Source organism: Oceanimonas sp. MB9, from assembly GCF_011319775.1.
Taxonomy (GTDB): Bacteria; Pseudomonadota; Gammaproteobacteria; order Enterobacterales; family Aeromonadaceae; genus Oceanimonas; species Oceanimonas doudoroffii.
Map to the genome: position 1 here is coordinate 1,253,028 of NZ_VFBE01000005.1, position 24,260 is coordinate 1,277,287.

Consider the following 24,260-nt stretch of genomic DNA (forward strand, 5'->3'; position numbering starts at 1 on the left):
CCTATGAACAGTAAAATTTTGGGAACCGGCAGCTACCTGCCACAGGATGTGCGTACCAACGCCGACCTGGAACGCATGGTTGAAACCAGCGACCAGTGGATTGTAGAGCGCACCGGCATTCGCGAGCGCCGCATTGCCGGTGCCGAAGAAACCGTGGCCACCATGTCTTACGGCGCCGCCCTGCGCGCCCTGGAAGCCGCCGGTATCGAAGCCGGCCAGCTCGACATGATAGTGCTGGCCACCACCAGTGCCGACAATGCCTTTCCGGCCGCCGCCTGTGAAGTGCAGGCCATGCTGAATGTGCCCGGTATTCCGGCCTTTGACCTTGCCGCCGCCTGCGCCGGCTTCAGCTACGCCCTGAGCGTGGCGGATCAGTTCATCAAGAGCGGTCAGGCCCGTCACGTGCTGGTGATCGGTGCCGACGCCCTGTCGCGCATGTGCGATCCGGAAGACCGCTCCACCATTATTCTCTTTGGCGACGGCGCCGGTGCCGTGGTGCTGGGTGCCAGCGAAGAGCCGGGCATTCTGTCCACCCACCTGCATGCCGACGGCGCCTACGGTGAGCTGCTCAAGCTGCCGCACCGTCAGCGTGGCGTGACCGGCACCGAAATGGATGCCTACATGCACATGAAGGGCAACGAAGTGTTCAAGGTGGCAGTAAGCCGTTTGAGCGACATCGTGACCCAGACCCTCGCAGCCAACGGCATCGACAAGTCGGAACTCGACTGGCTGGTTCCACATCAGGCCAACTACCGTATTATCAACGCCACCGCCCGCAAGCTGAACATGCCCATCGAGCGCGTCATACTGACCCTCGACAAGCACGGCAACACCTCGGCGGCCAGTGTGCCCATCGCCCTGGATGAAGGGGTGCGCGACGGTCGCATTCAACGCGGCCAGCTGGTGCTGCTGGAAGCCTTTGGCGGCGGTTTTGCCTGGGGCTCCGCCCTGGTACGTTTTTAAGAGGAATTACCATGTCTTTTGCCATTACCTTTCCCGGTCAGGGCTCCCAGACCGTGGGCATGCTGGACGATGTGCTGGCCAATCACGACATCGTGAAAGCCACCTTTGCCGAGGCCTCCGATGCCCTGGGCTATGATCTGGCCGCCCTGGTGCTGAACGGCCCGGCGGAAGAGCTGAACAAAACCTGGCGCACCCAGCCGGCACTGCTGACGTCCTCCGTGGCCCTGTACCGCCTGTGGCAACAACAGGGTGGGGCAGAGCCCGCCATGATGGCCGGGCACAGCCTGGGCGAATATTCCGCCCTGGTGTGCGCCGGTGTGCTGAGCCTGGCCGACGGCGTCAAGCTGGTTGAGCTGCGCGGCAAACTGATGCAGGACGCCGTGCCCGAAGGCACCGGTGCCATGTCCGCCATTATCGGTCTCGACAATGACACTATTATTGCCAACTGCGAAAAGGCCGCCGAGGGCGACGTGGTGTCTGCGGTCAACTTCAACTCCCCGGGCCAGGTGGTGATCGCCGGCAACAAGGCCGCGGTAGAGCGGGCCAATGCCCTGATGAAGGAAAGCGGTGCCAAGCGTGCACTGCCGCTGCCGGTGAGCGTGCCCTCGCACTGCGCGCTGATGAAGCCCGCCGCCGACAAGCTGGCCGAGACGCTTGGCGCCATGAGCTTTAACGCCCCGGCCGTGCCCGTGATCAACAACGTGGATGTCAAGCCCGAGACCGATCCCGCCGCCATTAAAGACGCCCTGGTGCGTCAGCTGTACAGCCCGGTGCGCTGGACCGAAACCGTGGAAACCATGGCCGAGCAGGGCGTGACCCTGGCGCTGGAAGTGGGGCCGGGCAAGGTGCTTACCGGCCTGGCCAAGCGCATCGACAAGCGGGTGGAAGGCCTGGCGGTCAACGACGACGCCAGCCTGGAAAAGGCCCTGACCGCAGTTAACGGTTAATCGCTTTATGACGTGAAGCACGGCTTCATGTAAAACCCCTGGTAAAGAGTGGCGGGCGTCACTAACCTGACCCATCGTTAATGCCCGCCCTGTTTGCAGTCTAAGGAGTGAATATGAGTTTTTCCGGTAAAGTAGTCCTGGTGACCGGTGCCAGCCGTGGCATCGGCCGGGCCACCGCCGAACTGTTTGCTGAGCGTGGCGCCACCGTGATCGGCACCGCCACCAGCGAAAAGGGTGCCGAGGCGATCAGCGCCTATCTGGGCGACAAGGGTGCCGGCCTGGTGCTGAACGTGACCGATTCTGCGTCCCTCGAAGCCACTCTGGCCACCATCAAGGAGCGCTTTGGTGACATCGACGTGCTGGTCAACAACGCCGGCATCACCCGGGACAACCTGATGATGCGCATGAAGGACGAGGAGTGGCAGGACATTATCGACACCAACCTCACCTCGGTATTCCGCCTGTCCAAGGCGGTGCTGCGCACCATGATGAAAAAGCGTTTTGGCCGCATTGTGACCATCGGCTCAGTAGTGGGCACCATGGGCAATGCCGGCCAGGCCAACTACGCCGCCGCCAAGGCGGGCCTGATTGGCTTCAGCAAGTCCCTGGGCCGCGAAGTGGCTTCCCGTGGCATTACCGTGAACGTGGTGGCCCCCGGTTTTATTGAAACCGACATGACGCGCGCATTGAATGACGAGCAACGAGCCGGTATCTTGTCACAGGTTCCGGCTCAGCGCCTGGGCGACCCCAAAGAGATTGCATCCGCCGTTGCCTTTTTGGCGTCGGATGAAGCCGGCTATATTACCGGCGAAACGCTGCACGTTAACGGCGGCATGTACATGGTGTGATGAAAATCACGGCAGTTGGCACCTGTTTGGCGGAAAATGCGGCGTTTTTCGTATGAATTCTGGTTAGACCAGCCCCAAACAGGCTTGCAAACCACCGTTATTTTAATACACTACCGCAACGACACGCACTTGCGTATTTCTAAAGGAAAATACTGGTCATGAGCAACATCGAAGAACGCGTAAAGAAAATCATCGTAGAACAACTGGGCGTTAAGGAAGAAGAAGTAAAGTCTGAAGCTTCCTTCGTTGATGATCTGGGCGCGGATTCCCTGGACACCGTTGAACTGGTAATGGCTCTGGAAGAAGAGTTCGATACCGAGATTCCTGACGAAGAAGCGGAAAAGATCACCACCGTTCAGGCTGCGATCGACTACATCAACGCCAACCAGGAATAACAAACCTGTACCGGAGTGGCGCCCGCCACTTCGGTTTTTTTCTTGTTTCAAATCCCATTCGGAGGCGCTCCTGTGTCCAAACGCAGAGTCGTGGTGACTGGCCTCGGTATGCTCTCTCCTGTTGGAAACTCGGTCGATGCCAGCTGGCAGGCCCTGCTGGCAGGTCAAAGCGGCATTTCCAATATCGAGCACTTTGATACGACCGATTACACCACCAAGTTTGCCGGCCTGGTCAAGGATTTTGACCCGGAAGCGCATGGCATTGCCAAGAAAGAAGCCCGCAAGATGGACCTGTTCATTCAGTATGGTATCGCGGCAGGCCTGCAGGCCTTTGCCGACTCCGGACTGGAGATCAACGACACCAACGCCGATCGCGTGGGTGTATCCATCGGCTCCGGCATTGGCGGCCTCGGTCTTATCGAGCAGAACCACACCAGCCTGATGAACAGCGGCCCGCGCAAGCTGAGCCCGTTCTTTGTGCCGTCCACCATCATCAACATGGTGTCTGGCCATCTGTCGATCATGAAGGGACTGCGTGGTCCCAACATCGCGGCCACCACTGCCTGTACCACGGGTACGCACAGCATTGGTCTGGCGGCACGCATGATCGCCTACGGCGACGCCGACGCCATGCTGGCCGGCGGCACCGAAAAGGCCTCCACGCCCATGGGCATGGGTGGCTTTGCCGCCGCCCGCGCGCTCTCTACCCGCAACGACGATCCGCAAAAGGCCAGTCGTCCGTGGGACAAGGAGCGTGATGGCTTTGTGCTGGGTGATGGTGCCGGTGTGGTGATGCTGGAAGAATACGAGCACGCCAAGGCCCGTGGCGCCACCATTTATGCCGAGCTGGTCGGTTTTGGCATGAGTGGCGATGCGCACCACATGACTGCGCCGCCCGACGACGGCAGCGGTGCCGCCGCCGCCATGGCCAACGCCCTGCGCGATGCCCAGCTCGATCCGGCACTGGTGGGTTACATCAACGCCCACGGCACTTCCACCCCCCTGGGGGATGTAGCCGAGCTGAAGGCGGTGAAGAAGGTGTTTGGCGAGCACGCCGGCAAGGTGCTGGTGAGCTCCACCAAATCGATGACCGGTCACCTGTTGGGTGCCGCCGGTGCCATTGAAGCCATCATTACCGTGCTGGCCCTGCGTGATCAGGTTGCGCCGCCCACCATCAACCTGGACAACCCGGATGATGAGTGCGATCTGGATCTGGTTCCGCACCAGGCCAGAAAGGCCGACTTTGAGTATGCGCTGTCCAACTCCTTCGGGTTTGGCGGCACCAATGGCTCATTGATCTTCAAACGCATATAATGGCCTTTTGGTCAGACAAAGCCCGGCCATGTGCCGGGCTTTTTTTTATGAAATAACCATGCACTACATTCATCATTCACAGGAGCCGGCGCTGGCCCGGGGCTGGCAGCTCGGCGACGGCCACTTCACCACCATGCATGCGCGGCGGGGCCGCGTACGCTTGTGGTCGCTGCACAAGGCGCGGCTGGTGGAGGCCTGCCGCCGGCTGCACATGGCCGAGCCCGACTGGGCCGCCATTGACGCCGAGCTGGCGGCGCTGCCGGACGAGGGCGATCGCGTGGTGCGCCTGACCCTGTTGCGCGGACCCGGCGGCCGGGGTTACGGTATTGCCGGCTGCGGCGCCACCACGGTGGCGCTGAATGTGTCGCCCTTTCCCGCCCACTATGTCACCTGGCGCGAGCAGGGCATTGCCCTCGGCCTGTGTGAGGGACGCCTGGGCAGCTCACCACTGCTGGCGGGGCTGAAAACCGTTAACCGGCTGGAGCAGGTGCTGCTCAAGGCCGAGCTTGACGCCCAAGGGCTGGCCGAGGGGGTGGTGCTGAACGAGGCGGGCAGGGTGATGGAGGCGGTGACCGCCAACCTGTTCTGGCGCCGAGGCGACGATATTTATACCCCCGAGCTGGCCATTGGCGGTGTGCACGGCACCCTGCGCCGCTGGGTGATGACCGAACTGGGCGAGCGGGTACAGCAGACAAGTGCGCCCCTTGCGGCGCTGCAACAGGCCGACGAAGTGTGGCTGACCAATGCCCTGATGGGCCTGGTGCCGGCACGCTCGGTGGCCGGGCACGACCTGGGCGGCGACTTTTCCATGACGAGAGCACTGCAACAACGATATGAGCAAATTGATTAAAGGGCTGAAGGCCGCCGTGCTGGCGGCCACCCTGGCGGGTGTTGGGCTGGCCGGATATGGCTACCACCAGTGGCAACGGCTGGAAAGCCTGACCATCACGCCGGGGGAGCACCCGCTGTTTGTGGTGCACCGCGGCGAAACCGCGCTGCAACTGACCGGCCGGCTCAGCCCGGAGCTGCCCCTGCTGCACCGCCGGCTGTGGCTGAAGCTGCACCCGGAGCTGGCGGCGGTGCGTCAGGGTACCTACAAGCTGGATGAAGACACCAGCCTGCGTGAGGCGCTGACCAAATTCGTGAACGGCGACGTTTATCGCCTGAACGTGACCCTGGTGGAAGGCCTGCGTCTGTCCGACTGGCAGGCCCGTCTCGCCGGGGCGGAATATCTGGAGCAGACCCTTGAGGGCGTGAGCGAGGCGGAGCTGGCCGAACGGCTGGGCGCCAAGCGCGACAAGCTCGAAGGCCTGTTCCTGCCCGAAACCTACAACTACACCCCCGGCGACAGCGACCTGGACGTGCTCGAGCGCGCCTATGGCCATATGCAGGATTTTCTGACCGAGGCCTGGGAAAACCGTGAGCCCAATCTGCCCATCGACACGCCCTATGAGGCGCTGATCCTGGCCTCCATTATTGAAAAGGAAACCGGTGTGGCCGACGAGCGGCCCATGATCGCCTCTGTGTTTGTCAACCGGTTGCGCCGGGGCATGCGGCTGCAGACCGATCCCACGGTGATTTACGGCATGGGGGAGGACTATGACGGCAATATTCGCAAACGCGATCTGCAGACCCACACGCCCTACAACACCTATGTGATCAGCGGCCTGCCGCCCACGCCCATTGCCATGCCCAGCAAGGAGGCGATTCGTGCGGCGCTGAACCCGGCCGAGAGCAAATATTACTATTTTGTGGCCATGGGCGAAGACGGCCGCCATTACTTTTCCAAAACGCTGCGCGAGCACAACAACGCGGTGCGTCGCTACATATTGAACAGATAAGGTAAGCCATGAGCCGTTTTATTGTGATTGAAGGCCTGGAAGGCGCCGGCAAAAGCACGGTGCAGCGCCACGTGGTGAGCTGGCTCGAGGCGCGCGGCCATACCGTGATGACCACCCGTGAGCCGGGCGGCACCCCACTGGCGGAGAAAATGCGCGCCCTGGTGAAGGAAGTGCATGACGAGCCGCTGACCATGGAAGCCGAACTGCTGCTGATGTATGCCGCCCGGGTGCAGCTGGTGAAAAACCGCATTCAGCCGGCGCTGGCGGACGGCATCTGGGTGGTGGGAGACCGGCACGATCTGTCTTCCCAGGCTTATCAGGGTGGCGGCCGGGGCATTGATGCCGGCCTGATTGCCCAGATCAAGCAGGCGGTGCTGGGGGAGTTTAAACCGGATCTTACCCTGTATCTCGACATCGACCCCGCCCAGGGGCTGACTCGGGCCCGTAGCCGAGGCGAGCTGGACCGCATTGAGCTGGAAAACCTCGACTTTTTCGAGCGCACCCGCGCCCGTTACCTCGAACTGGCCAAGGCCGATCCCAACTGCGCGTTGATTGACGCTTCCGGCAATGAGCAGGAAGTGAAAGACCGCGTGCTGGCCTGCCTGGAGCAGCGACTGTGCACCACTGGCTGATCCCGATGTGGCAACCGTTGCTGCAGGGCGTGCGTGAGCGTCGGCTTGGCCATGCGCTGCTCATAAAGGGCATGGCCGGGCTGGGCAAGCGCGAGCTGGCCGGCAAACTGGCCACCGCCTTGTTATGCCAACATACAAATAATGCCCCTTGTGGCATGTGCCACGCCTGTGAGCTGACCGCCGCCGGCAGCCATTCCGATCTGCATGTAGTGGGCCGGGAAGGGCGCAGCATTGGCATTGACGCCATTCGCGAACTCGGCCGCATCATGAGCGAAAGCGCCCGCCTGGGCCACGGCAAGGTCGCCATTATCGAGCGGGCCGAGCTGATGACCGAGGCCGCCGCCAATGCCCTGCTGAAAACCCTGGAAGAGCCGGCGGGGCAGGCCACGCTGATTCTGGTGTCGTCCCAGCCCGAGCGGTTGCTGCCGACGCTGACCAGCCGCTGCCAACAGTGGCTGGTGCCGCTGCCCGACACGCACTCCGCCCTTTCCTGGCTTAATGAGCAGGGAGTAACCGCCACCCCGGCGGCGCTGAGCGTGAACCAGGGCTCGCCGCTGCAAACCCTGGAATACCTACAGGCCGGTGCCGACGACAAGCGCCTGACCCTGCTGGGTGAGCTGGTAAGCCTGGGCGAAGCGCCTGCCGGCTTGCCTCAAGTGCAGGCCCGCCTGTTGGAGCAGCCGGTGCACCTGGTGTGGGTGCAACTGTTGTTGCAGGATGCCCTGCAAACCGCCCTGGCGGTACACGCGCCGCTCAAGCTGGATGATTGCCGCGAGCAAAGTGTACGCCTGGCGCGGCTGGGGCCGATTGCACTGCATGAGCTCGGTAGTGAATTGCTGGAGCTGCGCCGGCGGTTGCAGCCGGCGCAGGGCAGGCCGATGAATGCCGGGCTGCAACTGGGCCAGTGGCTGCGTCGCCTGCAGCAGGCCTTAACCCATTCCTGACATGACTGAACACGTTTTACTGGAGCCGATTTTGCTGGTTGATTCCCATTGCCACCTCGACAAACTTGATTACGGCAAGAAACACAAGAACATGGACGAGGCCATTGCCAAGGCCGCCAACCGTGGCGTAAACCACATGCTGTGCATTGGCGTGGGGCTGTCGTCCTTTCCCGACATGCTGAAGGCCGTTGCGCCTTACCCTCAGGTGTTTGCATCCTGCGGCGTGCATCCGCTGCATCAGGGCGACGAGCAAAACGATCCGGCGTTGCTGCGGGAACTGGCATCGCACCCGTCCGTGGTGGCCATCGGTGAAACCGGGCTGGACTACTTCTACGCCCCGGAAAGCGCCGAGCTGCAAAAGCGCTCCTTTGAGCAACATGTGCAGGTGGCGGTAGAGCTGAACAAGCCGTTGATCATTCACACCCGCAGTGCCCAGGAAGACACCCTGGAGATTTTGCGTAAGGGTGGCGCCGACAAGGTGGGTGGTGTGCTGCACTGCTTTACCGAATCCCTGGAGATGGCCGAGGCCGCCATGGAGCTGGGCTTTTACATTTCCATCTCCGGCATTGTGACCTTTCGCAGCGCCGACGCCCTGCGGGAAGTGGTCAAGGCCCTGCCGCTGGAGCGTCTGCTGGTGGAAACCGACTCTCCCTGGCTGGCCCCGGTGCCGTTTCGTGGCGAAGAAAACGAGCCCGCCTACACCCGCACCGTGGCCGAATTTGTGGCCGAGCTCAAGGGCGTGCCCTATGAAGACGTAGCCCGGCAAACCACCGCCAACTTCTTTGAGCTGTTTAAGCTGGCAAAGCCGGTGAAGTGAAGGGTAAGGTATTCCCCGTTCCCATGCCCAGCGTGTGAACGCATACCGCCAAACGGGCATAACGGCGGTTTGACCGTAGGTTGTGATGAGCGAAGCGAACCACAACATCAAGCCGCCGGCGGATTGTTGCAATTCGCTGCGCTCATTGGCAACCTACTGCCGCTTCTAATCCCCGAGCCTACGCTTCCAGCTTCACTCCCGCTCTTCTATAGTAAGCTCTGTTCCATTTGTATCTGAGGTGAAACACGTGCTTGCCTGGCATCTTTGGCTGATTGCCGCCCTAATTCTGTTACTTGCCGAGCTGCTTGGCACCGGTTTCTTCGCCTTTGCCATGGGGCTGGCTGCCCTTGCCGCCATGGTGGCGGCCCTGTTAGAGGTGGGCGCCACCGGCCAGTGGTTTGCCTTTGCCCTGGCCACCGCCGTGCTGGCCCCGCTGCTGAAAAAAGTCTTTCGTGAATTTGCCCCGTCACGCCGGCAAAGTGGCCTGGCCGGGGAAAGCCGTCATCAAACCGGCACCCTGGTGCGCCATCATACCGGTGAGCTGCGCCTGAAGCTGGAAGGGGATCTGTTTATGGTGCGCAGCCAGAACGGTGCCGAGCTGAAAGAAGGCGAGCAGGTCGAGATTGTCCGTTTCGACGGCATTACCGCCATCGTCAAACGGCCGGAATAACGCCAACCAACAAGTTTCAAAAACCATAAGGGGAGTGTGCTCATGGATGTGATGTTGATAATTGCCCTGGTGTTTACCGTGCTGGTACTGGCACTGGTGATAAAGGGCCTGATGATAGTGCAGCAGTCGGAAGCGGTGGTGATTGAGCGTCTGGGCAGCTACCAGAAAACCCTGAGCCCGGGCATCAACTGGATTATTCCCTTTGTCGACAAGCCCCGCTCGATCAAGGTGCGCCGTTACCAGCCCATTGACGGCGAGAATGTGGCGGTAGTGATGGAAGAAACCCGCATCGATCGCCGTGAAACCGTGCTCGACTTTCCCGGCCAGTCGGTGATCACCGCCGACAACGTGAGTGTGACCGTGAACGGCGCGCTGTATTTTCAGGTGATTGACCCGGAGCGGGCCGTGTATCAGACCGAGAACCTGATCCAGGCCATTGAAATTCTGGCCAAGACCTCGCTGCGCTCCGAGGTGGGCAAGATGGAGCTCGACAAGCTGTTTGAATCCCGTCAGGAGATCAACGACAAGCTGCAGATCGTGATGGATGAAGCCGGCAACAAGTGGGGGGTAAAGGTGACCCGGGTCGAGATCCAGGACATCATGATCCCCGCCGAAGTGGAAGACGCCATGCGCAAGCAAATGGCCGCCGAGCGGGAGCGCCGTGCCCTGGTGCTGCAGGCCAACGGTGAGCGGGAAGCCGCCATCGCCCGGGCGGAAGGGGAAAAGCGTTCCAACATTCTGGTGGCGGAAGGCGAAAAGGAAGCCGCCATTCTCATGGCCGACGGCCAGCGCCAGGCCATTGATCAGGTGCTTGCCGCCGGCGGCGACCGGCTCGACCCGCAAATGGTGGTGGGCTACCTGCTCGGTCTGGAATACCTGAAAACCCTGCCCGAGATCGGCAAAGAAGGTGATCGCATCTTCCTGCCCTATGAGGCCAGCAGCGTGCTCGGCGCCGTGGGCAGCATAGAGGCCCTGCTCAAGGGCAAGGTGCAGTAAGGAGAGGTGATCATCATCACCCCCGCGAAGGCTTCTGAATACGTCCCCCCCGCGAAGGCGGGGGGCCATGGCAGATGGCACGGTTGCGCGATGGCGTAAGGGACCACAAACAAGGCAAGAAATTGTCTGCACGATATAACAGCAGTTTTTCTCCACACGGCAGGGAGAGAGACCATGAAATGGGCATTTATCGATTACGAAAATGTCGGCTGCCTGAGTAAGGTGGACTTGTCAAACGGGTGCCGCGAGTGAGCTGAACTGGCCCCTGAGCCGAATAATTCGCATATTCGGCTCACAACCTGAGCCGATTAGTACGTTTTATTCGGCTCAGCCACTCGCTTTCTTCAATTCGTCATTCAAACTTTACCTGCCTTTCACTTTTGTTTTCTACAGTGGACCTTTTTCAATGGAATGCAGAGGGTGGAATGAAACGACGCGACTTTCTTCAGGGCATGGCGGTACTGGGTGGTGGCCTGCTGCTGAGCAAAACCCCGGCCATGGCGGCCGGCGGTCGGCCCAGCCAGCAAAGCGGCATTCAAATTGGCGACGTGCTTGCCAACAGCGCCATTGTGTGGGGCCGCAGCGATCGGCCGGCGCGTATGTGGGTGGAGTGGAGCACCGCCCCGGGCTTTGACCAGGCCAACCGGGTGCGCGGGCCCTGGGCGCTGTCGCCCAGCGACTTTACCAGCCGGGTGGAGCTTACCGGTTTGCCCGCCGGCCGCCGCATTCATGTGCGGGTGGGCTACAGCGACGCCGGCAATGGCGAGTTCTCGGAGTGGGTAACGGGTAGCTTTATGACCGCTCCCGTGGCCGCCGGGCCGGTGCGCTTTTTGTGGTCCGGCGACACCGCCGGCCAGGGCTATGGCATTAACCCCGAGATGGGCGGCATGAAAATCTACCGCACCATGGCCGAGCAGCAGCCCGACTTCTTTGTTCACAGCGGCGACAACATCTATGCCGACGGCGCCATTCCCGAGCAAATTGAGGTGGAAGACGGCAAGATCTGGAAAAACCTGGTTACCCCCGAGGTGAGCAAGGTGGCTGAAACCCTCAACGAATTCCGTGGCCGTTACCGCTATAACCTGATGGACGAGAACGTGCGGTTGTTTAACAGCCAAGTGGCGCAAATATGGCAGTGGGACGATCACGAAGTGGTGAACAACTATTCCGCTGCAAAGGATCTGAGCGGCGACGCCCGCTACCAGGTTAAAAGCACCACGCTGTTGCAGGCCCGTGCCACCCGCGCCTTTTTCGATTACGCCCCCATCCGTCGCAGTGGCCCCGAAGGCAGCGAGCAGATCTATCGCAGCCTGCCCTTTGGCCCGCTGCTCGACCGCTTTGTGCTCGACATGCGCTCTTACCGTGGCCCCAACAGCGCCAACCTGCAAACCCGGGAAGGGGAAGACACCGCTATTCTCGGCGGCACTCAGGTAGACTGGCTGCTGGCCCGGCTCAAGGCCTCCAACGCCACCTGGAAGGCGGTGTTCTGCGACATGCCCCTGGGCCTGCAGGTGGCCGACGGCGATAAGTGGGAAGCGGTAGCCAATGGCGATCACGGCCCTGCCAAAGGCAGGGAGCTGGAGATTGCCCGGCTGCTCAAGGGCATTAAAGATGCCGGTATTAACAACGTGGTGTGGTTTACCGCCGATGTGCACTACACCGCCGCCCACTATTACGACCCGGCCAAGGCCAGCTTTAACGACTTTGCGCCCTTCTGGGAGTTTGTATCCGGCCCGCTGAACGCCGGCAGCTTTGGCCCCGGCAAGCCGGACGACACCTTTGGCCTGCAGGTGGTATACGAGAAATCACCCACCACCCAGAACCAGTCGCCCCTGGCCGGCCTGCAGTTCTTTGGCCAGGCAGACATAGACCCTCAAAGCCGCGCCATGACCGTTACCCTTAAGGATCTCAATAACCAAACCTTGTTCACCAAGGTGCTGCAACCCGCCTGATGCTACCTTGAAACACACCGGCCCATATAGTGGGCCGGTGTCCTGCATAAAGTCGTTCGCGCTGCTGACCGGGACGTGAAACACTATCCTTGTCTGGCCCTGTAACACCGTCAGCAAGGAGGACGACATGCATATCGGGTTGCTGAGCACCACCTTTTCTCTGCCGGGCTGTGGCTCGTTAAAGGAAAAACGCCAGCGCATGGGCGGCATGCACGAACGGTTCGGGCGCAACCCGTCGGTGGCCGTGTGCGAAAGTGGCGAACACAACAGTCACGATGTCAGTGAATGGTCATTTGTGGTGGTGGCGGCCTCACGCCGGGAGGTGGAGTCGCTGTGCAGCCGCATTGAAGACAAGATACAGTGCACCGTGGAAGCGCGCATCATCAGCGTTACCCGCGAATTCCTGTAGGAGCCTTATGAAAAAGATACAAATAGATATTGTTTCCGATATTGCCTGCCCCTGGTGTGCCATTGGCTATGCCCGGCTGGCGCAGGCCATGGAACGGCTGGCGCCCGCGTATGAATTCAGCGTGCAGTGGAAGGCATTTGAACTGAACCCGGATCACACCGGGCAAGGGGAGCCCATTTTGCCTGCCCTGGCCAGAAAATACGGTCGCAGCGAGCAGGAGATGCGAGACAACCAGCAGCGCATGCAGGCCATTGCCACCGATCTTGGCCTTAACTTTGAAAAAATACAGGAACGGTTAACCTGCAATACCTTTGATGCCCACCGGCTAGTGAAGTGGGCAGGGGAGCTGGGCCGGCAAACCGCCATGAAACAGGCGCTGTTTGAGGTGTATTTTGGCAAGGCGATGGATGTGTCTGATCACGCCGTGCTGCTGAGTTGCGTGCAAGCACTGGGGCTGGACCCGGCAACAGCCAGACAGGTGCTGGACTCGGATCAATACGCCGACCTGGTGCGGGAAGAAGAAGCAACTTACCGGCAGGCAGGGGTAACTTCCGTGCCCGCCTTTATTATCAATAACCAGTATCTGATTGCCGGCGCCCAGGAGCCCGATGCCCTGGTGCAGGCCCTGCAAGAGATTGGCGCCGAATTCGCCTGAATACGCTCGTTATACAAAAACGGCCCGCACTGCGGGCCGTTTTTGTATAGGTCTCAATTGAAATAATCTGCCAACGCGTCAAAATAGGTCGCAAATTTACAGAGCTGCAATCAGGATGACCGCCTGCAAGGTCCGGCGGTAGCGTGGATGCCGTTCGGAGTGTGTATCTGGTTACTGTTTATCTGCACCGGCAAGAAAGTCGAGCGGGCTGTGTGTGCCGGCAAAGTGCTGACCGATCACATGGGTGTAAATCTGAGTGGTACGCACATCGCTGTGGCCAAGCAGCTCCTGTTAGCCAGCCCCGGTAACGGGATGTTTGCACAGGCTGACGGATGGGAAAACAAACATCCAGGCCGGTTGACGATAGGCATTGGGGTATTTTTTGCCAATGGCGTAAGGCAGTGACGGGCCAACACCTTTCAGGTTATCTGCTTGTTGAATCGACAAGGCACTTTCTATCTGCCGGTGCAGCATGCCGTGAAGCCGCTGGCTTAACATGGTTTTTCTGTCTTTGTTGCCCTTGCCATTACGCACGGTAACAGAGCCGTCGTTAAAGCCAATGTCCTGCACTCTGAGCCGCAGGCACTCGGTGATTCTGAGGCCGCTGCCATACAGCAATGAAAAGATCAGCCGGTTGCGTTCATCCAGTTGTTTGAGGATTAAGGCGACTTCAGCCTGAGTAAGCACAACGGGAAGGCGGCGATACTGATTGGCGCGATGAAAATCCAGCTCGCCAAGCTCGATGTTCAGTACCTTGTGATACATAAAGGCCAGAGCATGGAGAGCGGTTTTCTGCGTGTTGACGGCAACATGATAATCGGCGGCCAGCCAGGTAAGAAAGCGGCGCACTTCTGGTGCACCCATGTCGGCTGGATGTCGCAATCGATGAAAGCGAATAAACCGTTTGATCCAGTGCAGGTAGGTTTTTTCGGTGCGCAAGCTGTAGCCACCCAGGCTCAGCTCCCGGCGAATGCGATTCAAAAACGGACTGGTAGCCATGCTGTTACCTATCCCATGTTTACTGTGTAAACATGGCTCTGTTCGTGTTCATTGTTGGTGATCTAGTCTTAAAGAGGTTCCGCTGTAAGAGAGCCTGAACATGGACAACAACAACTTCTTCGATTTACTTCGTTCTTTGACACATCTGACTCCTCCACAACTGGAGCGAGCGAATGAGCATATTGCCAGCCACCTTCGGCGTGATCTGCTGATACAAGTGCTTGCCGAGAGACACGAACGGATCCCAGAGTGCCCTCATTGTTGCTCTAAGAAAGTCATTCATTGGGGACATTACAAGAACATACCGCGTTATCGTTGCAAAGAATGCTTACGTACTTTCAATCAGTTACACAATACATCCTTGGTAAGACTGAAGCATATGCTGAGTAAAGGCTCCGTTCTTTGTACTGATGGCAACCCGAGCTATATACGCATCGCCAAGAAGTCGACGGGTATTAACCACAAGAGGTTGATCTCACTTGATAAGTGCCGAGTGATAGATGGTGTTTTCCACATTCAAACACTGAATAGTTACGTAAGCCGATGGCGCCTCTGGATGGGACGTTTTTATGGTGTTGGAACGGCTTACCTACAGAACTACTTGGCGTGGTTCAGAATCATCGAGCATCAACAGAGTTCTTGTTCATCTTGATTGAGAGGAGGAGTAACTCCATTGACCAACAGCCAATAAGAACAGAGCCGTAAACATACAGTATGTTTCAGACTGTGAGATTTGCATGCGCGTTATCAACAGAGCGTGCGCGTGTATAGCAGAAAGATGGACTAAAGGTTATTAAAATCAATGAATTATATCGCGGTGACGAAGATAACGAGCAAAGCTGTGTAGATATTGAGCATGCTTAGTTTGATCACGGAGTAATTGCTCTAAGAGAGATAAAATGATTGTATAGTCAGGATTTTATAAAGTTTACTGAGAGTGGGTGTCTGAACATATATGAGCACGCTCACTATTAAAATGTTAGGCAGATAGAATATCGACTGGGGATTTTGATGTCGAATGAAATAGAAAGTTATGCAAAAGAGCTAAAGGTACCTTGTTTGCTGCATTTTACGCAGCTTTCCAATTTGGAAAGCATATTGACTGAAGGCTTGTTATCCCGGGATAGGATTGCGGGCTTAGCAAACTCGCCAGCAATTAATGATGAGCTAAGATTGGATAATCATACGAATACTATCTCGTTATCTATCGCTCATCCAAACAGTCAGATGTTTTATAAATATAGAATGGAAAAAGGTGGAGATTGGTGTGTGATCGGTATCCACCCCAGAGTCCTTTGGAGTCAAGATAGCCTGTTCTGTAAACACAATGCCGCGGATGCCCGAATAAGTGGAATACCGATTAGTGATCTAGCCGGAATATCTGCTTTTAGGGGGATGTATGATGAGATTCCGGGGCATGAATCAAGATCTGATCAGTGTTTAAAGGCCTATGATCCGACAGATGTACAGGCAGAAGTTTTAGTAATCGATTCTATCGATTTGTCAAATTTTATCGGCGTAGTATTTCCCAGTCGTCAAGCCAAGAAAAATTATTCAGAACTATTCGGTGATATGCAGGCAAAAATTCATGCCGAAAATAAAGGATACTACGCTGCAAGATCTTACAAACGGAAATATCAGTAATGGCTGTTCGACCTCTTTTCATTCCGAATGAAGACTTTGTCGGAGTCACTGAAAAATCAATTGATTTTCAGTGGTTTCCAGGTCTCTCCGCTTCACAGAAGAAAAGGTCAATTGAATCCCTGCATTCTGTAGTTCAGAAGTTGGGCTACGAGAGAATACTCGAAATATCAAGCAAGTCCGAAATAGATCTGGGTGTTAACCTAAGTGCCTTTAACCTGAAAATAAAGACTAAAAAATATGGAAACGAGTTCACCGTGGAAACCGCTTTCCAGGGGAGCAAAGTGTTTGAGCGAGGAGGTCCATATAAAGATCTCTTTGGCCTAGACTCACTCGCTGCGAAAAAAGACATCCGGCTTAAGGAATCTGGAAACTTAGTTGAGTTTGAGTTTTTTGGTAAGAAATTTCCGTTGGTTCCTCGAACATATTTTTATGATTGGATATATATTAATGCTCTTCACCAGAATGTATCACTATCAGATGGGGTTAAAAGCTATCAGTGTTTTACGGACATCGAGTTTAATCCAAAAAAATCAATAAACTGCCAAGCTCACGCAGTTGCTTTGTACCTAAGCCTTCTTAAACTTGGATTGCTAGAGGATGCATTGGAATCACCAAAGTCTTTTTTAAAGTTCACTAAAGAGCACTATGATAATCAACGAAGAAATATAGGTGTTCAAGATAGTCTTGTATAAACTGCCTAACAATTTGCAGCAGTTCGCGCCTACGGCGCCGGACGCTCGTACCTCGCGCCGCTGTGCAAGGCGTTATGCAATTGTAACTAAGGAGGATATCTAAATGGAACAATCATGTCTTTTCGGGCCCAATTTTTTAGAAAAGCTCGTTGGAAAAGCGATCTTGCATGACCCAAAGATTGCGATAGTTGAATTGGTTGCAAATGCTTGGGATGCAGGTGCAAGTGAAGTAAGAATCACCTGGCCAACTAAAGAGAATGAGCAATTCTTCTCTATCGAAGACGATGGCTGTGGATTAACTGAGAAAGAATTCAGCTCTAGATGGCGGACGCTTGCTTACGACAGAATCGACAACCAAGGCAGTACTGTTATCGTAAATAGCAGAAAACGAACAGTATTTGGTAGAAATGGTGTTGGTAGATTTGCCGGCTTTTGCTTTGGTGGCTCATATTATGTTTCCTCCAATAAAGATGGAGAGCATATTGAATATGAGATAAAACCGGGAAGTGGCGAATCGCCGTTTTCATTAGTAAAGCACCCTCCAGTCACATATATTAGAGAGAGAGGTACAAAAATATTTTTGCGGGAAAGTTCATCGACTCGGATAGGCGAAGAAGCGGTGCGGTCTGAGATTGGCATGCGCTTCCTGACAGATCCGTCATTTACTTGTTTTGTAAATGGTACAGCCGTAAATTTCTCTCATATCCCAGAGGAAAATATTGCACGACATAGCATTTATTTGGATTCAGGTGATGTAATTGAAATTGTAATAATAGATACCAACGAAGCAGATAAAACAACTAAGCAACATGGTATCGCGTGGCATGTTAATGGTCGATTGGTTGGGGAAGCTGATTGGAAAAGCTACGGTTTTGATCAAATCATCGATGGCAGATCGTCTGAGGCTAAGCGCCATACCTTCATAGTTAATGTAGATTTTCTGGCCAACACTGATTCGGTTAAGAAAGATTGGACTGGCTTCAATATGACGCCTGAATTTGAATTGGCTAGGGGTAAAGTATTCGAGTTTGTAAGGTCTCATATACTTGGACAGACGAAGCAAAAGCGAGAGCGTATGTTTTTAAATGTTAAGAAGGCCCATGAAGGAGAATTAGGTAAACTGACGCCTCTCCGAGTGGAACGTTGGGAAGAGTTTGTAGCTGAGATACAGCGTGAATGTACGGGCTTAAATGAGAAAGACCTTCTTAAACTCTCGGGTGTCTTAATAAAGATGGAGCAGTCGGACACCAAGTATTCACTTATTAATAAACTACACGAGCTCAATCCGGATCAGATCGATAATCTTCATAATATTTTGTCTGATTGGAGCTTAGATCTTGCAAAGGAAGTGCTGGATGAACTTCAAATGAGGTTGAAGCTTCTAGACGAGCTAAGGGAACGTGTTTTAGATGTTAATACGAGGGAGGTCCAAGATCTTCAGCCGCTTTTTTATCAGGGGCTATGGATATTTGGTCCAGAATACGAAACTATCGAATTTACTTCGAATGAAGGGATGACCAAGGTAATTCAAGGGCTCTTTAAATCTGATATTAAAGGAACTAGGAATAGGCCCGATTTCGCAATATTGCCTGATAGCACAGTTGGCAGTTACTCGTACCACCGATATGACGATGATGGGGGTGAAATTGGGATTGATAGACTTGTCGTAGTAGAACTCAAAAAACCTGGAATACCGATTAGCACTGATGAAAAAGGCCAGTGCTGGAGGTATGTCAGCGAGTTGCTTAGAAAAGGCTTGATTAGCCGGGATACTAAAGTAACGTGCTTTGTATTAGGCAGCGAAATTGATCCGTTTGAACGTGATGCTAGAAAAGAGAATAATGATAGATGCACTATTCAACCTTTGGATTATCAGGTGGTGATATCTAGAGCGAAAAGCCGCCTTCTTAAGCTATATGATCGCGTCAAAGGAGCCCCTTTTTTAGAAGAGCAGCGGCGAGAGAATGAACTCAGAAAGCAGAATGTGCTTGAATTTGAGAGGAAGGCATAACAAAACGTTCCACCGGATCAACCGGTGAACGCAGCGTTATACCTACGGTCATAATTCTGGCATTTAATCGCAGGAATGAAATGAATACAAGACAATTGAGAGTTGATTATAATAACAAGTGGCCTGAAAAATTCGAATTTCCAATCGAAAAAGAATTCTTAGCTCTTCTTGAAAAGAATGGAATTAAACAGGCATTAACTCCTGTAAGATTAGATTTATCTGAAGAGTATCAGTTTCAATTTTATTTAGGCTATCTATTAGATGCTATCGACATGCTTCCTCTCAGACCTGATTTGGCTTTTGATCATGTGTGGAAGGCATTGGACTCAGAGTTTTTTATTGTGCAGGAAGAGTTAGGAGATAAAAACTGTTCACGGTTCGATGGGTTTGTCGATAAGGTATTGAATGATCAAAATACCGCTGCAACCTTTTTACAATACTTAAAGCTTATTCCTTATCAAACATGTGAATATGCTGCAAAGAGAATCATAGAAGCTTCAGCTGAAGTTGATGACCACGCCACGACGCTTTTTAAGCGAGCAAAGAATTCATTAGGAAATGACTTCATATTGAAGTTTGTTAAAAAGTATCAGCCTGGTAGCAATGGAAAACCAAGCCCTTCGGATCAGAGAAAAGCAGGAAGGTTACTGAAATTAATTTTCTCTGGGAAAGAAGTAGAGCTAGATAGCGTTAAATTCCAAATGTCTGAAAATCAATTAGCAATATTTCTAGTTAAAGTCGTTCTAGCCAATTCAAGAAATGAACGCTTTCACGGCGGTGTTTTCCCTCCTTTTAGGAGTAGCGCGGCAAAAATAGACACTTATGCGCATGCATATTTTTTACTTCATATATCTTATGGTTTGCTATTGGATGTATTCCTTTACCGTGAGTATGGAGTAACTAGCTTATCAAGTGTTAATGGCGTAATGAACGATAATGCAGGCTTTTTCAGTCAACTATTTGGAAATTTAAAGTAGGTATAACAAGTTGCTTAAACGGAAAAATAATAGTTGGCTATCGCTTCGCGATTTTGGTCAACCATTGTTTTCCGCTTAGCAAAGCGTTACACAGAGGGAAATATGGATTTTTTCGAAAAGATTTTCACATGGCAAAACATTATTACATCAGTGGTCATTCCGTTTTTGCTTTATATGATGTCGCCAATTTTAGATCGTCTACGTAACATTATTATTCGCTTGGTCAGTCGAATGCCTAGTGTGATTCGAGCGACATGGAGATCAAAGCGAGCAAAAGAACTTAATAAAATAAAAAAGCAACGACAGAATGGCGATCTGGTGACATATGTGTCAATTCGGTCTCATGCATATCTTATCCTGTTTTTTGGTTCATTGGCTGCGTACTGGTGGCTGACAATGTCGGGAGCTCTACAACGTTTCAATGAAATGCCCGATACTGTGCAAATTATAATAGGACTCCCAATTTTTATATTTGAAGTTCTATGGCTAATTTACAATGAAAAAGCTAAAATCTTGGTTTCTTATCGAGGAAAGCTTCGTGTAACAAGTCAATCAACTTCGCGTCTTCGGCGCCGGACAGCCTAGCAGCTGCCGGTTATTGAGGTGTTATGTGATCAAAATCGGAGTTCAACATCATGGAGTGGTTTAAAAAATATAAAGAGTTAGTTTTTTCTGAGAGAACATCAGTAGATAAAATAGATAAAGCCATTTCTTTGAAGTATGAGCATCTTCCAAGAAAGCTTTATAAATACCGCTCTGTTAATGAATATTCTCTGAAGAATTTAGAAGAAGGCTCGATTTGGTTATCTGATCCAAAAAGCTTCAATGATCCTTATGATTGCTCATTTCATCATGAGGTAGAACTAGACTCTGATAATGCCGATTCAGTTTTATCAAGGGCCCATGAGCATAGTCTGATTAGTGAGTTAACCACAGAACAAATTCAATCTATCAGGGAAAGTGACAACCCTACAGTTAAGTTGCTTGAACTTAGTTACCCTGATAGACCTGATTACGGTCGCACTTGTGGGAAAGCTCTAAGTCATGTAATGAAAGAACGTGCGAATGCGTTAGTTCGAGAAACATCTGAGGGTTTCAAACAGATGTTCAAAATCTGTTGCTTCTCTGAAAATCCTAAATCTATACTAATGTGGTCACACTACGCTGATTATCATAAAGGATTTTGCATCGGCTATAACTTTCACGAGTTAGGTAATGGAGATGTAAGGACTAGATCTATTTATCCTGTAATTTATTCTGATGAAATGTTTGATGCTACAGGTGTTTTTGGGCCGCATAAAAGTGTGGATAATATACTCTATCTCAATCAAGCGGCACTAATGAAAAGTACCGAATGGTCTTATGAAAAAGAGTGGAGGCTTGTATTTGGTAATATGCTCATACAAAAAGAAATGTCTTACCGTATGCCAAAGCCTAAACACGTAATTTTAGGTGCAAGAATATCTGCAGATAACGAATATACTATCCGTAAAATATGTGAAAGAAAAAACATAGAAGTCCTCAAGCTGCAAATGAAACATAATCAGTTCGTTCTAGATATTCAGCAATGATCACATAACAAGTTGCAGCACTCGGACGGCGCTACTCGCCGCCGGTGTGCAAAACGTTATGTGTGCGTCATATGCAGGCCATAGAAGGAATCCAATGACTAAGCATGCTGGTTCTTGCCTGTGTGGCATAGTGACATTTGAGGTCCATGGGGACTTTGATAGTTTTTACCTGTGTCATTGTAAGCATTGCCAAAAAGATACGGGGTCGGCTCATGCAGCAAATCTATTCTCACATTCAGCTAAATTGGTCTGGCGGTCGGGTGCAGATGCTGTGACGACCTTTACGTTTCCAGGCACTAGTCATAACAAGAGCTTTTGCAAATTGTGTGGGTCTGCATTGCCAAGTACTCAGATCCCAGGTTTACTTGTCGTTCCAGCAGGATGCTTGAATACTGAAATACCTATGGCACCAACAGCGCATATCTTTTTATCCAGCAAAGCTAATTGGGACGAGGGGTTAGGGAACGCTCCAGAATTCGAGGGGCTGCCAGAGTGAACAGCTATCACATAACAAACCGTGGCTCGCTACGCTTGCCGCTGCACAGGGGCGTTAGACCTCAAAATAAAGGTGAATTATGAAACCCAAATTCACATCTGAGGTAACATGCCCAAAGTGCGGTCACAGGGAAACGGAGACCATGCCAGAGGATGCTTGTCAGTATTTTTATGAATGTAAAAACTGCAAAACCATGCTTAAACCCAGGCATGGCGATTGCTGTGTATTTTGTTCTTATGGAGATACGCCCTGTCCTCCGGTACAGCGGGGCCAATCATGCCATTAATTGGAAATCAGCTGCGTGATAACATGCTTATCTGAGTTTACCTCAGCGTACGTTGCGCTTTGTCAGCCCTGTTTGCACCAGATAGAGTGCCCGAAAGCATGGATTACCCGGAGGCATCACATGAATACCTATCCCATTGGTACGCCCGGCCAGCCCTGGGGCGAGGCGGAGCGCGCCGCATGGCTGGCACTGCAACACCGCCAGCGCAGTTATCAAGCGGATGTGCTGAGTGTCATCGAGCGCCTGGCTTCGCGCTTTGATGTGCAGCAGTACAGCGAGCTGAATTATGGCGATGAGCGTTTTCCGCTGATTGCCATTCGCAACCACTGGCGGAACGATTTGCCGGTGGTGCTGGTGACCGGCGGGGTGCATGGTTATGAAACCAGTGGTGTGCACGGGGCCTTGCAGTTTGTGGAGCAGCACGGCGAGCATTATGCCGGCCGGGTGAATCTGCTGGTGGCACCCTGCGTCAGCCCCTGGGCCTATGAGCGCATTCACCGCTGGAATGCCAACGCAGTGGATCCTAACCGTTCTTTTCGGGAAAACAGCCCGGCGCATGAGTCGGCGGCGCTGATGCAACTGGTGGAGCCGGTGCGTGGGCAAGTGTTGCTGCATATCGATCTGCACGAGACCACGAATACCGATGAAAGCGAGTTTCGCCCGGCGCTGGCGGCGCGAGACGGCCAGCCATTCGAACCTTGCGGCATTCCCGATGGCTTTTATCTGGTAGATGACAGCGAGCATCCGCAACCCGGGTTTCAGCAGGCGGTGATCGCGGCGGTGGAAAAGGTCACGCACATTGCTCCCGCTGATGATAACAGTGAGATCATCGGCTCACCGGTGGTGGCCAAAGGCGTGATTGAATATCCGCTGACGATGCTTGGCCTGTGCGCCGGCATCACGCCCGCTCGTTACAAGACCACCACGGAAGTGTACCCCGACAGCCCCCGCGCCACGCCCGAGCAGTGCAATGCCGCCCAGGTGGCAGCGGTGTGTGCGGCCATCGATTATGCGCTGGCGCATCGCTAGGTGACCCGGGTGAACGTGAAGGTTGAAGTGCTTACGGTAGAGGAGGTGCTGCCGCTGCGTCATGCGGTGTTATGGCCGAATGAGCCGGTGGCGTTTTCCAGAGTGGCGGAGGACGACGCCGGTGCGCACTTTGGCATTCGGCAACACGGCGAGGTGGTGTGCGTGGCCTCGGTGTTTTTCAGCGGCGACACGGCAAGGCTGCGCAAGTTCGCTACCAAAATGGCCTGTCAGGGGCAGGGCATGGGCTCAGTGATGCTGCAGTTTTTGATTGAGCATTTACGTGAGCGCGGCGTGCGGAAGCTCTGGTTTGATGCCAGGGCGTCGGCCACGGCTTTTTATGGCAAGTTTGGTTTTGCGGTGGAAGGGGAGCGGTTTTACAAGCACGGAGTGGCGTATTACCGCATGAGCCGAGTGTTGTAAGAGTTTTGAGTTTGTATTTTACATAATGATTTGTGGTGCGAATTTTTATCTGATGCACCGGGTGAGCCTGAGGAATGGATTCCCGCCTTCGTGGGAATGACGCACTTTACCGGGCATGATGGCCGGAACTCCCTCTTTCTATAATTATTGAACAGGATCGCGCTCATTCCTTGGGGAAAACGGCGTTGTGCCGAGAAGAGATTCGGCTCAAGGAGGCAGTCATGGTGGATGAAGCGGTACGTAAAGGATGTGAAGCGTTTTCTGAAGGTCGGCTTGAACCCTGTCTGCCACACCTCGATGCTAACGTCAGGTGGGAGGTAGTCGGGCAGAAAACCATTGCCGGGGTCGGTTCCGTACAGGCGTTCTGCGCTCAGATGACGGAGCAGGGGTGCCCCAACTTTCGGAATGAACACATTACCGTCGGAGCACACTCGGTCGTGGTCGAGGGGCGGGAAGTCGATGGTGATGTGAGATACTGCGATGTTTACCACATTGAGAAGGGAAAGATCGTTTACATCAATTCGTATTGTATTCGCTCAGGCAAGGATATCTGAACTGGTATGCATTCCCACGCGGAGCGTGGGAATGAATTGAAGTTGCCGCGTTGCGGCAATATGCAGGCGAGCCGCCTGCGCTCCAGTGATTGGGGTCGCTGGAGTGGCTTGTTGTGCGACGAAGTTACACGTTCCTGCAGGCGGGTTGCGATGGTTCAGGCGGTGGGGTGGCCGGGGGAAGTGTTGGGATTCGCTGCG

General features: G+C 53.9%; 27 protein-coding genes. 26 read left to right on the plus strand and 1 reads right to left on the minus strand.

Features of this window, described 5'->3' with window-relative positions:
* Nucleotides 1-3 precede the first annotated feature (3 nt).
* The 15 genes from OJHNALOF_RS09160 (at nt 4) to OJHNALOF_RS09230 (ending at nt 13,383) form a co-directional block, all read left to right on the plus strand.
* Nucleotides 4-963, plus strand: a complete 960-nt coding sequence (locus tag OJHNALOF_RS09160) for a beta-ketoacyl-ACP synthase III (protein ID WP_094199368.1) — start codon at nt 4-6, stop codon at nt 961-963.
* A gap of 11 nt (nt 964-974) precedes the next feature.
* Nucleotides 975-1,910: an ACP S-malonyltransferase gene (gene fabD / locus OJHNALOF_RS09165; RefSeq protein WP_165661815.1), complete on the plus strand. Its 936-nt coding sequence runs from the start codon at nt 975-977 to the stop codon at nt 1,908-1,910.
* A gap of 113 nt (nt 1,911-2,023) precedes the next feature.
* Nucleotides 2,024-2,758 carry a 3-oxoacyl-ACP reductase FabG gene (gene fabG / locus OJHNALOF_RS09170; RefSeq protein ID WP_094199366.1) on the plus strand — a complete coding sequence of 245 codons (735 nt, stop codon included), beginning with the start codon at nt 2,024-2,026 and terminating at the stop codon, nt 2,756-2,758.
* A 158-nt stretch (nt 2,759-2,916) separates the two neighbouring features.
* A complete protein-coding gene (acpP, locus tag OJHNALOF_RS09175) occupies nt 2,917-3,153 on the plus strand; it encodes an acyl carrier protein (RefSeq protein WP_014292450.1) in 237 nt (78 codons plus the stop codon).
* A gap of 72 nt (nt 3,154-3,225) precedes the next feature.
* On the plus strand, nt 3,226-4,467 hold the full coding sequence (gene fabF, locus OJHNALOF_RS09180; protein WP_094199365.1) for a beta-ketoacyl-ACP synthase II: 1,242 nt from the start codon (nt 3,226-3,228) through the stop codon (nt 4,465-4,467).
* 58 nt (nt 4,468-4,525) lie between these two features.
* Nucleotides 4,526-5,317: an aminodeoxychorismate lyase gene (gene pabC, locus OJHNALOF_RS09185; RefSeq protein WP_165661816.1), complete on the plus strand. Its 792-nt coding sequence runs from the start codon at nt 4,526-4,528 to the stop codon at nt 5,315-5,317.
* A complete protein-coding gene (gene mltG / locus OJHNALOF_RS09190; protein ID WP_094199364.1) occupies nt 5,301-6,308 on the plus strand; it encodes an endolytic transglycosylase MltG in 1,008 nt (335 codons plus the stop codon). The genes pabC and mltG overlap by 17 nt, the downstream gene beginning before the upstream one ends.
* A gap of 8 nt (nt 6,309-6,316) precedes the next feature.
* Nucleotides 6,317-6,940, plus strand: coding sequence for a dTMP kinase (gene tmk / locus OJHNALOF_RS09195; RefSeq protein ID WP_165661817.1), 624 nt, complete (start codon nt 6,317-6,319; stop codon nt 6,938-6,940).
* The gene (gene holB / locus OJHNALOF_RS09200) at nt 6,925-7,884 is read left to right on the plus strand and encodes a DNA polymerase III subunit delta' (protein WP_165661818.1); all 960 of its coding nucleotides are present in this window, start codon (nt 6,925-6,927) and stop codon (nt 7,882-7,884) included. The genes tmk and holB overlap by 16 nt, the downstream gene beginning before the upstream one ends.
* 28 nt (nt 7,885-7,912) lie before the next feature.
* Nucleotides 7,913-8,701 carry a TatD family hydrolase gene (locus OJHNALOF_RS09205; protein ID WP_370462311.1) on the plus strand — a complete coding sequence of 263 codons (789 nt, stop codon included), beginning with the start codon at nt 7,913-7,915 and terminating at the stop codon, nt 8,699-8,701.
* A gap of 247 nt (nt 8,702-8,948) precedes the next feature.
* The gene (locus OJHNALOF_RS09210) at nt 8,949-9,371 is read left to right on the plus strand and encodes an NfeD family protein (protein ID WP_094199360.1); all 423 of its coding nucleotides are present in this window, start codon (nt 8,949-8,951) and stop codon (nt 9,369-9,371) included.
* 42 nt (nt 9,372-9,413) lie between these two features.
* Complete coding sequence (locus OJHNALOF_RS09215) at nt 9,414-10,367, plus strand: SPFH domain-containing protein (protein ID WP_165661820.1); 954 nt, start codon at nt 9,414-9,416, stop codon at nt 10,365-10,367.
* Nucleotides 10,368-10,792: 425 nt separating this feature from the next.
* Nucleotides 10,793-12,319: an alkaline phosphatase gene (locus OJHNALOF_RS09220; RefSeq protein ID WP_165661821.1), complete on the plus strand. Its 1,527-nt coding sequence runs from the start codon at nt 10,793-10,795 to the stop codon at nt 12,317-12,319.
* Nucleotides 12,320-12,446: 127 nt separating this feature from the next.
* Complete coding sequence (locus OJHNALOF_RS09225) at nt 12,447-12,728, plus strand: DUF503 domain-containing protein (RefSeq protein WP_165661822.1); 282 nt, start codon at nt 12,447-12,449, stop codon at nt 12,726-12,728.
* 7 nt (nt 12,729-12,735) lie between these two features.
* On the plus strand, nt 12,736-13,383 hold the full coding sequence (locus OJHNALOF_RS09230) for a DsbA family oxidoreductase (protein ID WP_165661823.1): 648 nt from the start codon (nt 12,736-12,738) through the stop codon (nt 13,381-13,383).
* Between the two features lie 291 nt (nt 13,384-13,674).
* On the opposite strand, the gene OJHNALOF_RS09235 is transcribed toward OJHNALOF_RS09230, so the two are convergent.
* On the minus strand, nt 13,675-14,382 hold the full coding sequence (locus OJHNALOF_RS09235) for a phage integrase N-terminal SAM-like domain-containing protein (protein ID WP_305081007.1): 708 nt from the start codon (nt 14,380-14,382) through the stop codon (nt 13,675-13,677).
* Between the two features lie 1,011 nt (nt 14,383-15,393).
* Here OJHNALOF_RS09235 and OJHNALOF_RS09245 point away from each other — a divergent pair.
* The 11 genes from OJHNALOF_RS09245 to OJHNALOF_RS09295 all read left to right on the plus strand — a co-directional run bounded on the left by OJHNALOF_RS09245 (nt 15,394) and on the right by OJHNALOF_RS09295 (nt 24,062).
* The gene (locus OJHNALOF_RS09245) at nt 15,394-16,026 is read left to right on the plus strand and encodes a DarT ssDNA thymidine ADP-ribosyltransferase family protein (RefSeq protein ID WP_165661825.1); all 633 of its coding nucleotides are present in this window, start codon (nt 15,394-15,396) and stop codon (nt 16,024-16,026) included.
* The gene (locus OJHNALOF_RS09250; RefSeq protein WP_165661826.1) at nt 16,026-16,718 is read left to right on the plus strand and encodes a hypothetical protein; all 693 of its coding nucleotides are present in this window, start codon (nt 16,026-16,028) and stop codon (nt 16,716-16,718) included. Before OJHNALOF_RS09245 ends, OJHNALOF_RS09250 begins: the two co-directional genes overlap by 1 nt.
* 103 nt (nt 16,719-16,821) lie before the next feature.
* Entirely contained in the window at nt 16,822-18,729 is a 1,908-nt protein-coding gene (locus OJHNALOF_RS09255; protein WP_165661827.1) for an ATP-binding protein, read from the plus strand.
* A gap of 80 nt (nt 18,730-18,809) precedes the next feature.
* Complete coding sequence (locus OJHNALOF_RS09260; protein ID WP_165661828.1) at nt 18,810-19,706, plus strand: hypothetical protein; 897 nt, start codon at nt 18,810-18,812, stop codon at nt 19,704-19,706.
* Between the two features lie 102 nt (nt 19,707-19,808).
* Nucleotides 19,809-20,291: a hypothetical protein gene (locus tag OJHNALOF_RS09265; RefSeq protein WP_165661829.1), complete on the plus strand. Its 483-nt coding sequence runs from the start codon at nt 19,809-19,811 to the stop codon at nt 20,289-20,291.
* Nucleotides 20,292-20,341: 50 nt separating this feature from the next.
* Complete coding sequence (locus OJHNALOF_RS09270) at nt 20,342-21,277, plus strand: DUF2971 domain-containing protein (protein WP_165661830.1); 936 nt, start codon at nt 20,342-20,344, stop codon at nt 21,275-21,277.
* 94 nt (nt 21,278-21,371) lie between these two features.
* Nucleotides 21,372-21,773, plus strand: coding sequence for a GFA family protein (locus tag OJHNALOF_RS09275; RefSeq protein ID WP_094199349.1), 402 nt, complete (start codon nt 21,372-21,374; stop codon nt 21,771-21,773).
* A 79-nt stretch (nt 21,774-21,852) separates the two neighbouring features.
* A complete protein-coding gene (locus OJHNALOF_RS17115; protein WP_094199348.1) occupies nt 21,853-22,059 on the plus strand; it encodes a GDCCVxC domain-containing (seleno)protein in 207 nt (68 codons plus the stop codon).
* A 120-nt stretch (nt 22,060-22,179) separates the two neighbouring features.
* Complete coding sequence (locus OJHNALOF_RS09285; protein ID WP_165661831.1) at nt 22,180-23,088, plus strand: M14 family metallocarboxypeptidase; 909 nt, start codon at nt 22,180-22,182, stop codon at nt 23,086-23,088.
* A 9-nt stretch (nt 23,089-23,097) separates the two neighbouring features.
* Nucleotides 23,098-23,508, plus strand: coding sequence for a GNAT family N-acetyltransferase (locus OJHNALOF_RS09290; protein ID WP_370462306.1), 411 nt, complete (start codon nt 23,098-23,100; stop codon nt 23,506-23,508).
* Nucleotides 23,509-23,729: 221 nt separating this feature from the next.
* Nucleotides 23,730-24,062, plus strand: a complete 333-nt coding sequence (locus OJHNALOF_RS09295; protein ID WP_165661832.1) for a nuclear transport factor 2 family protein — start codon at nt 23,730-23,732, stop codon at nt 24,060-24,062.
* Nucleotides 24,063-24,260 lie beyond the last annotated feature (198 nt).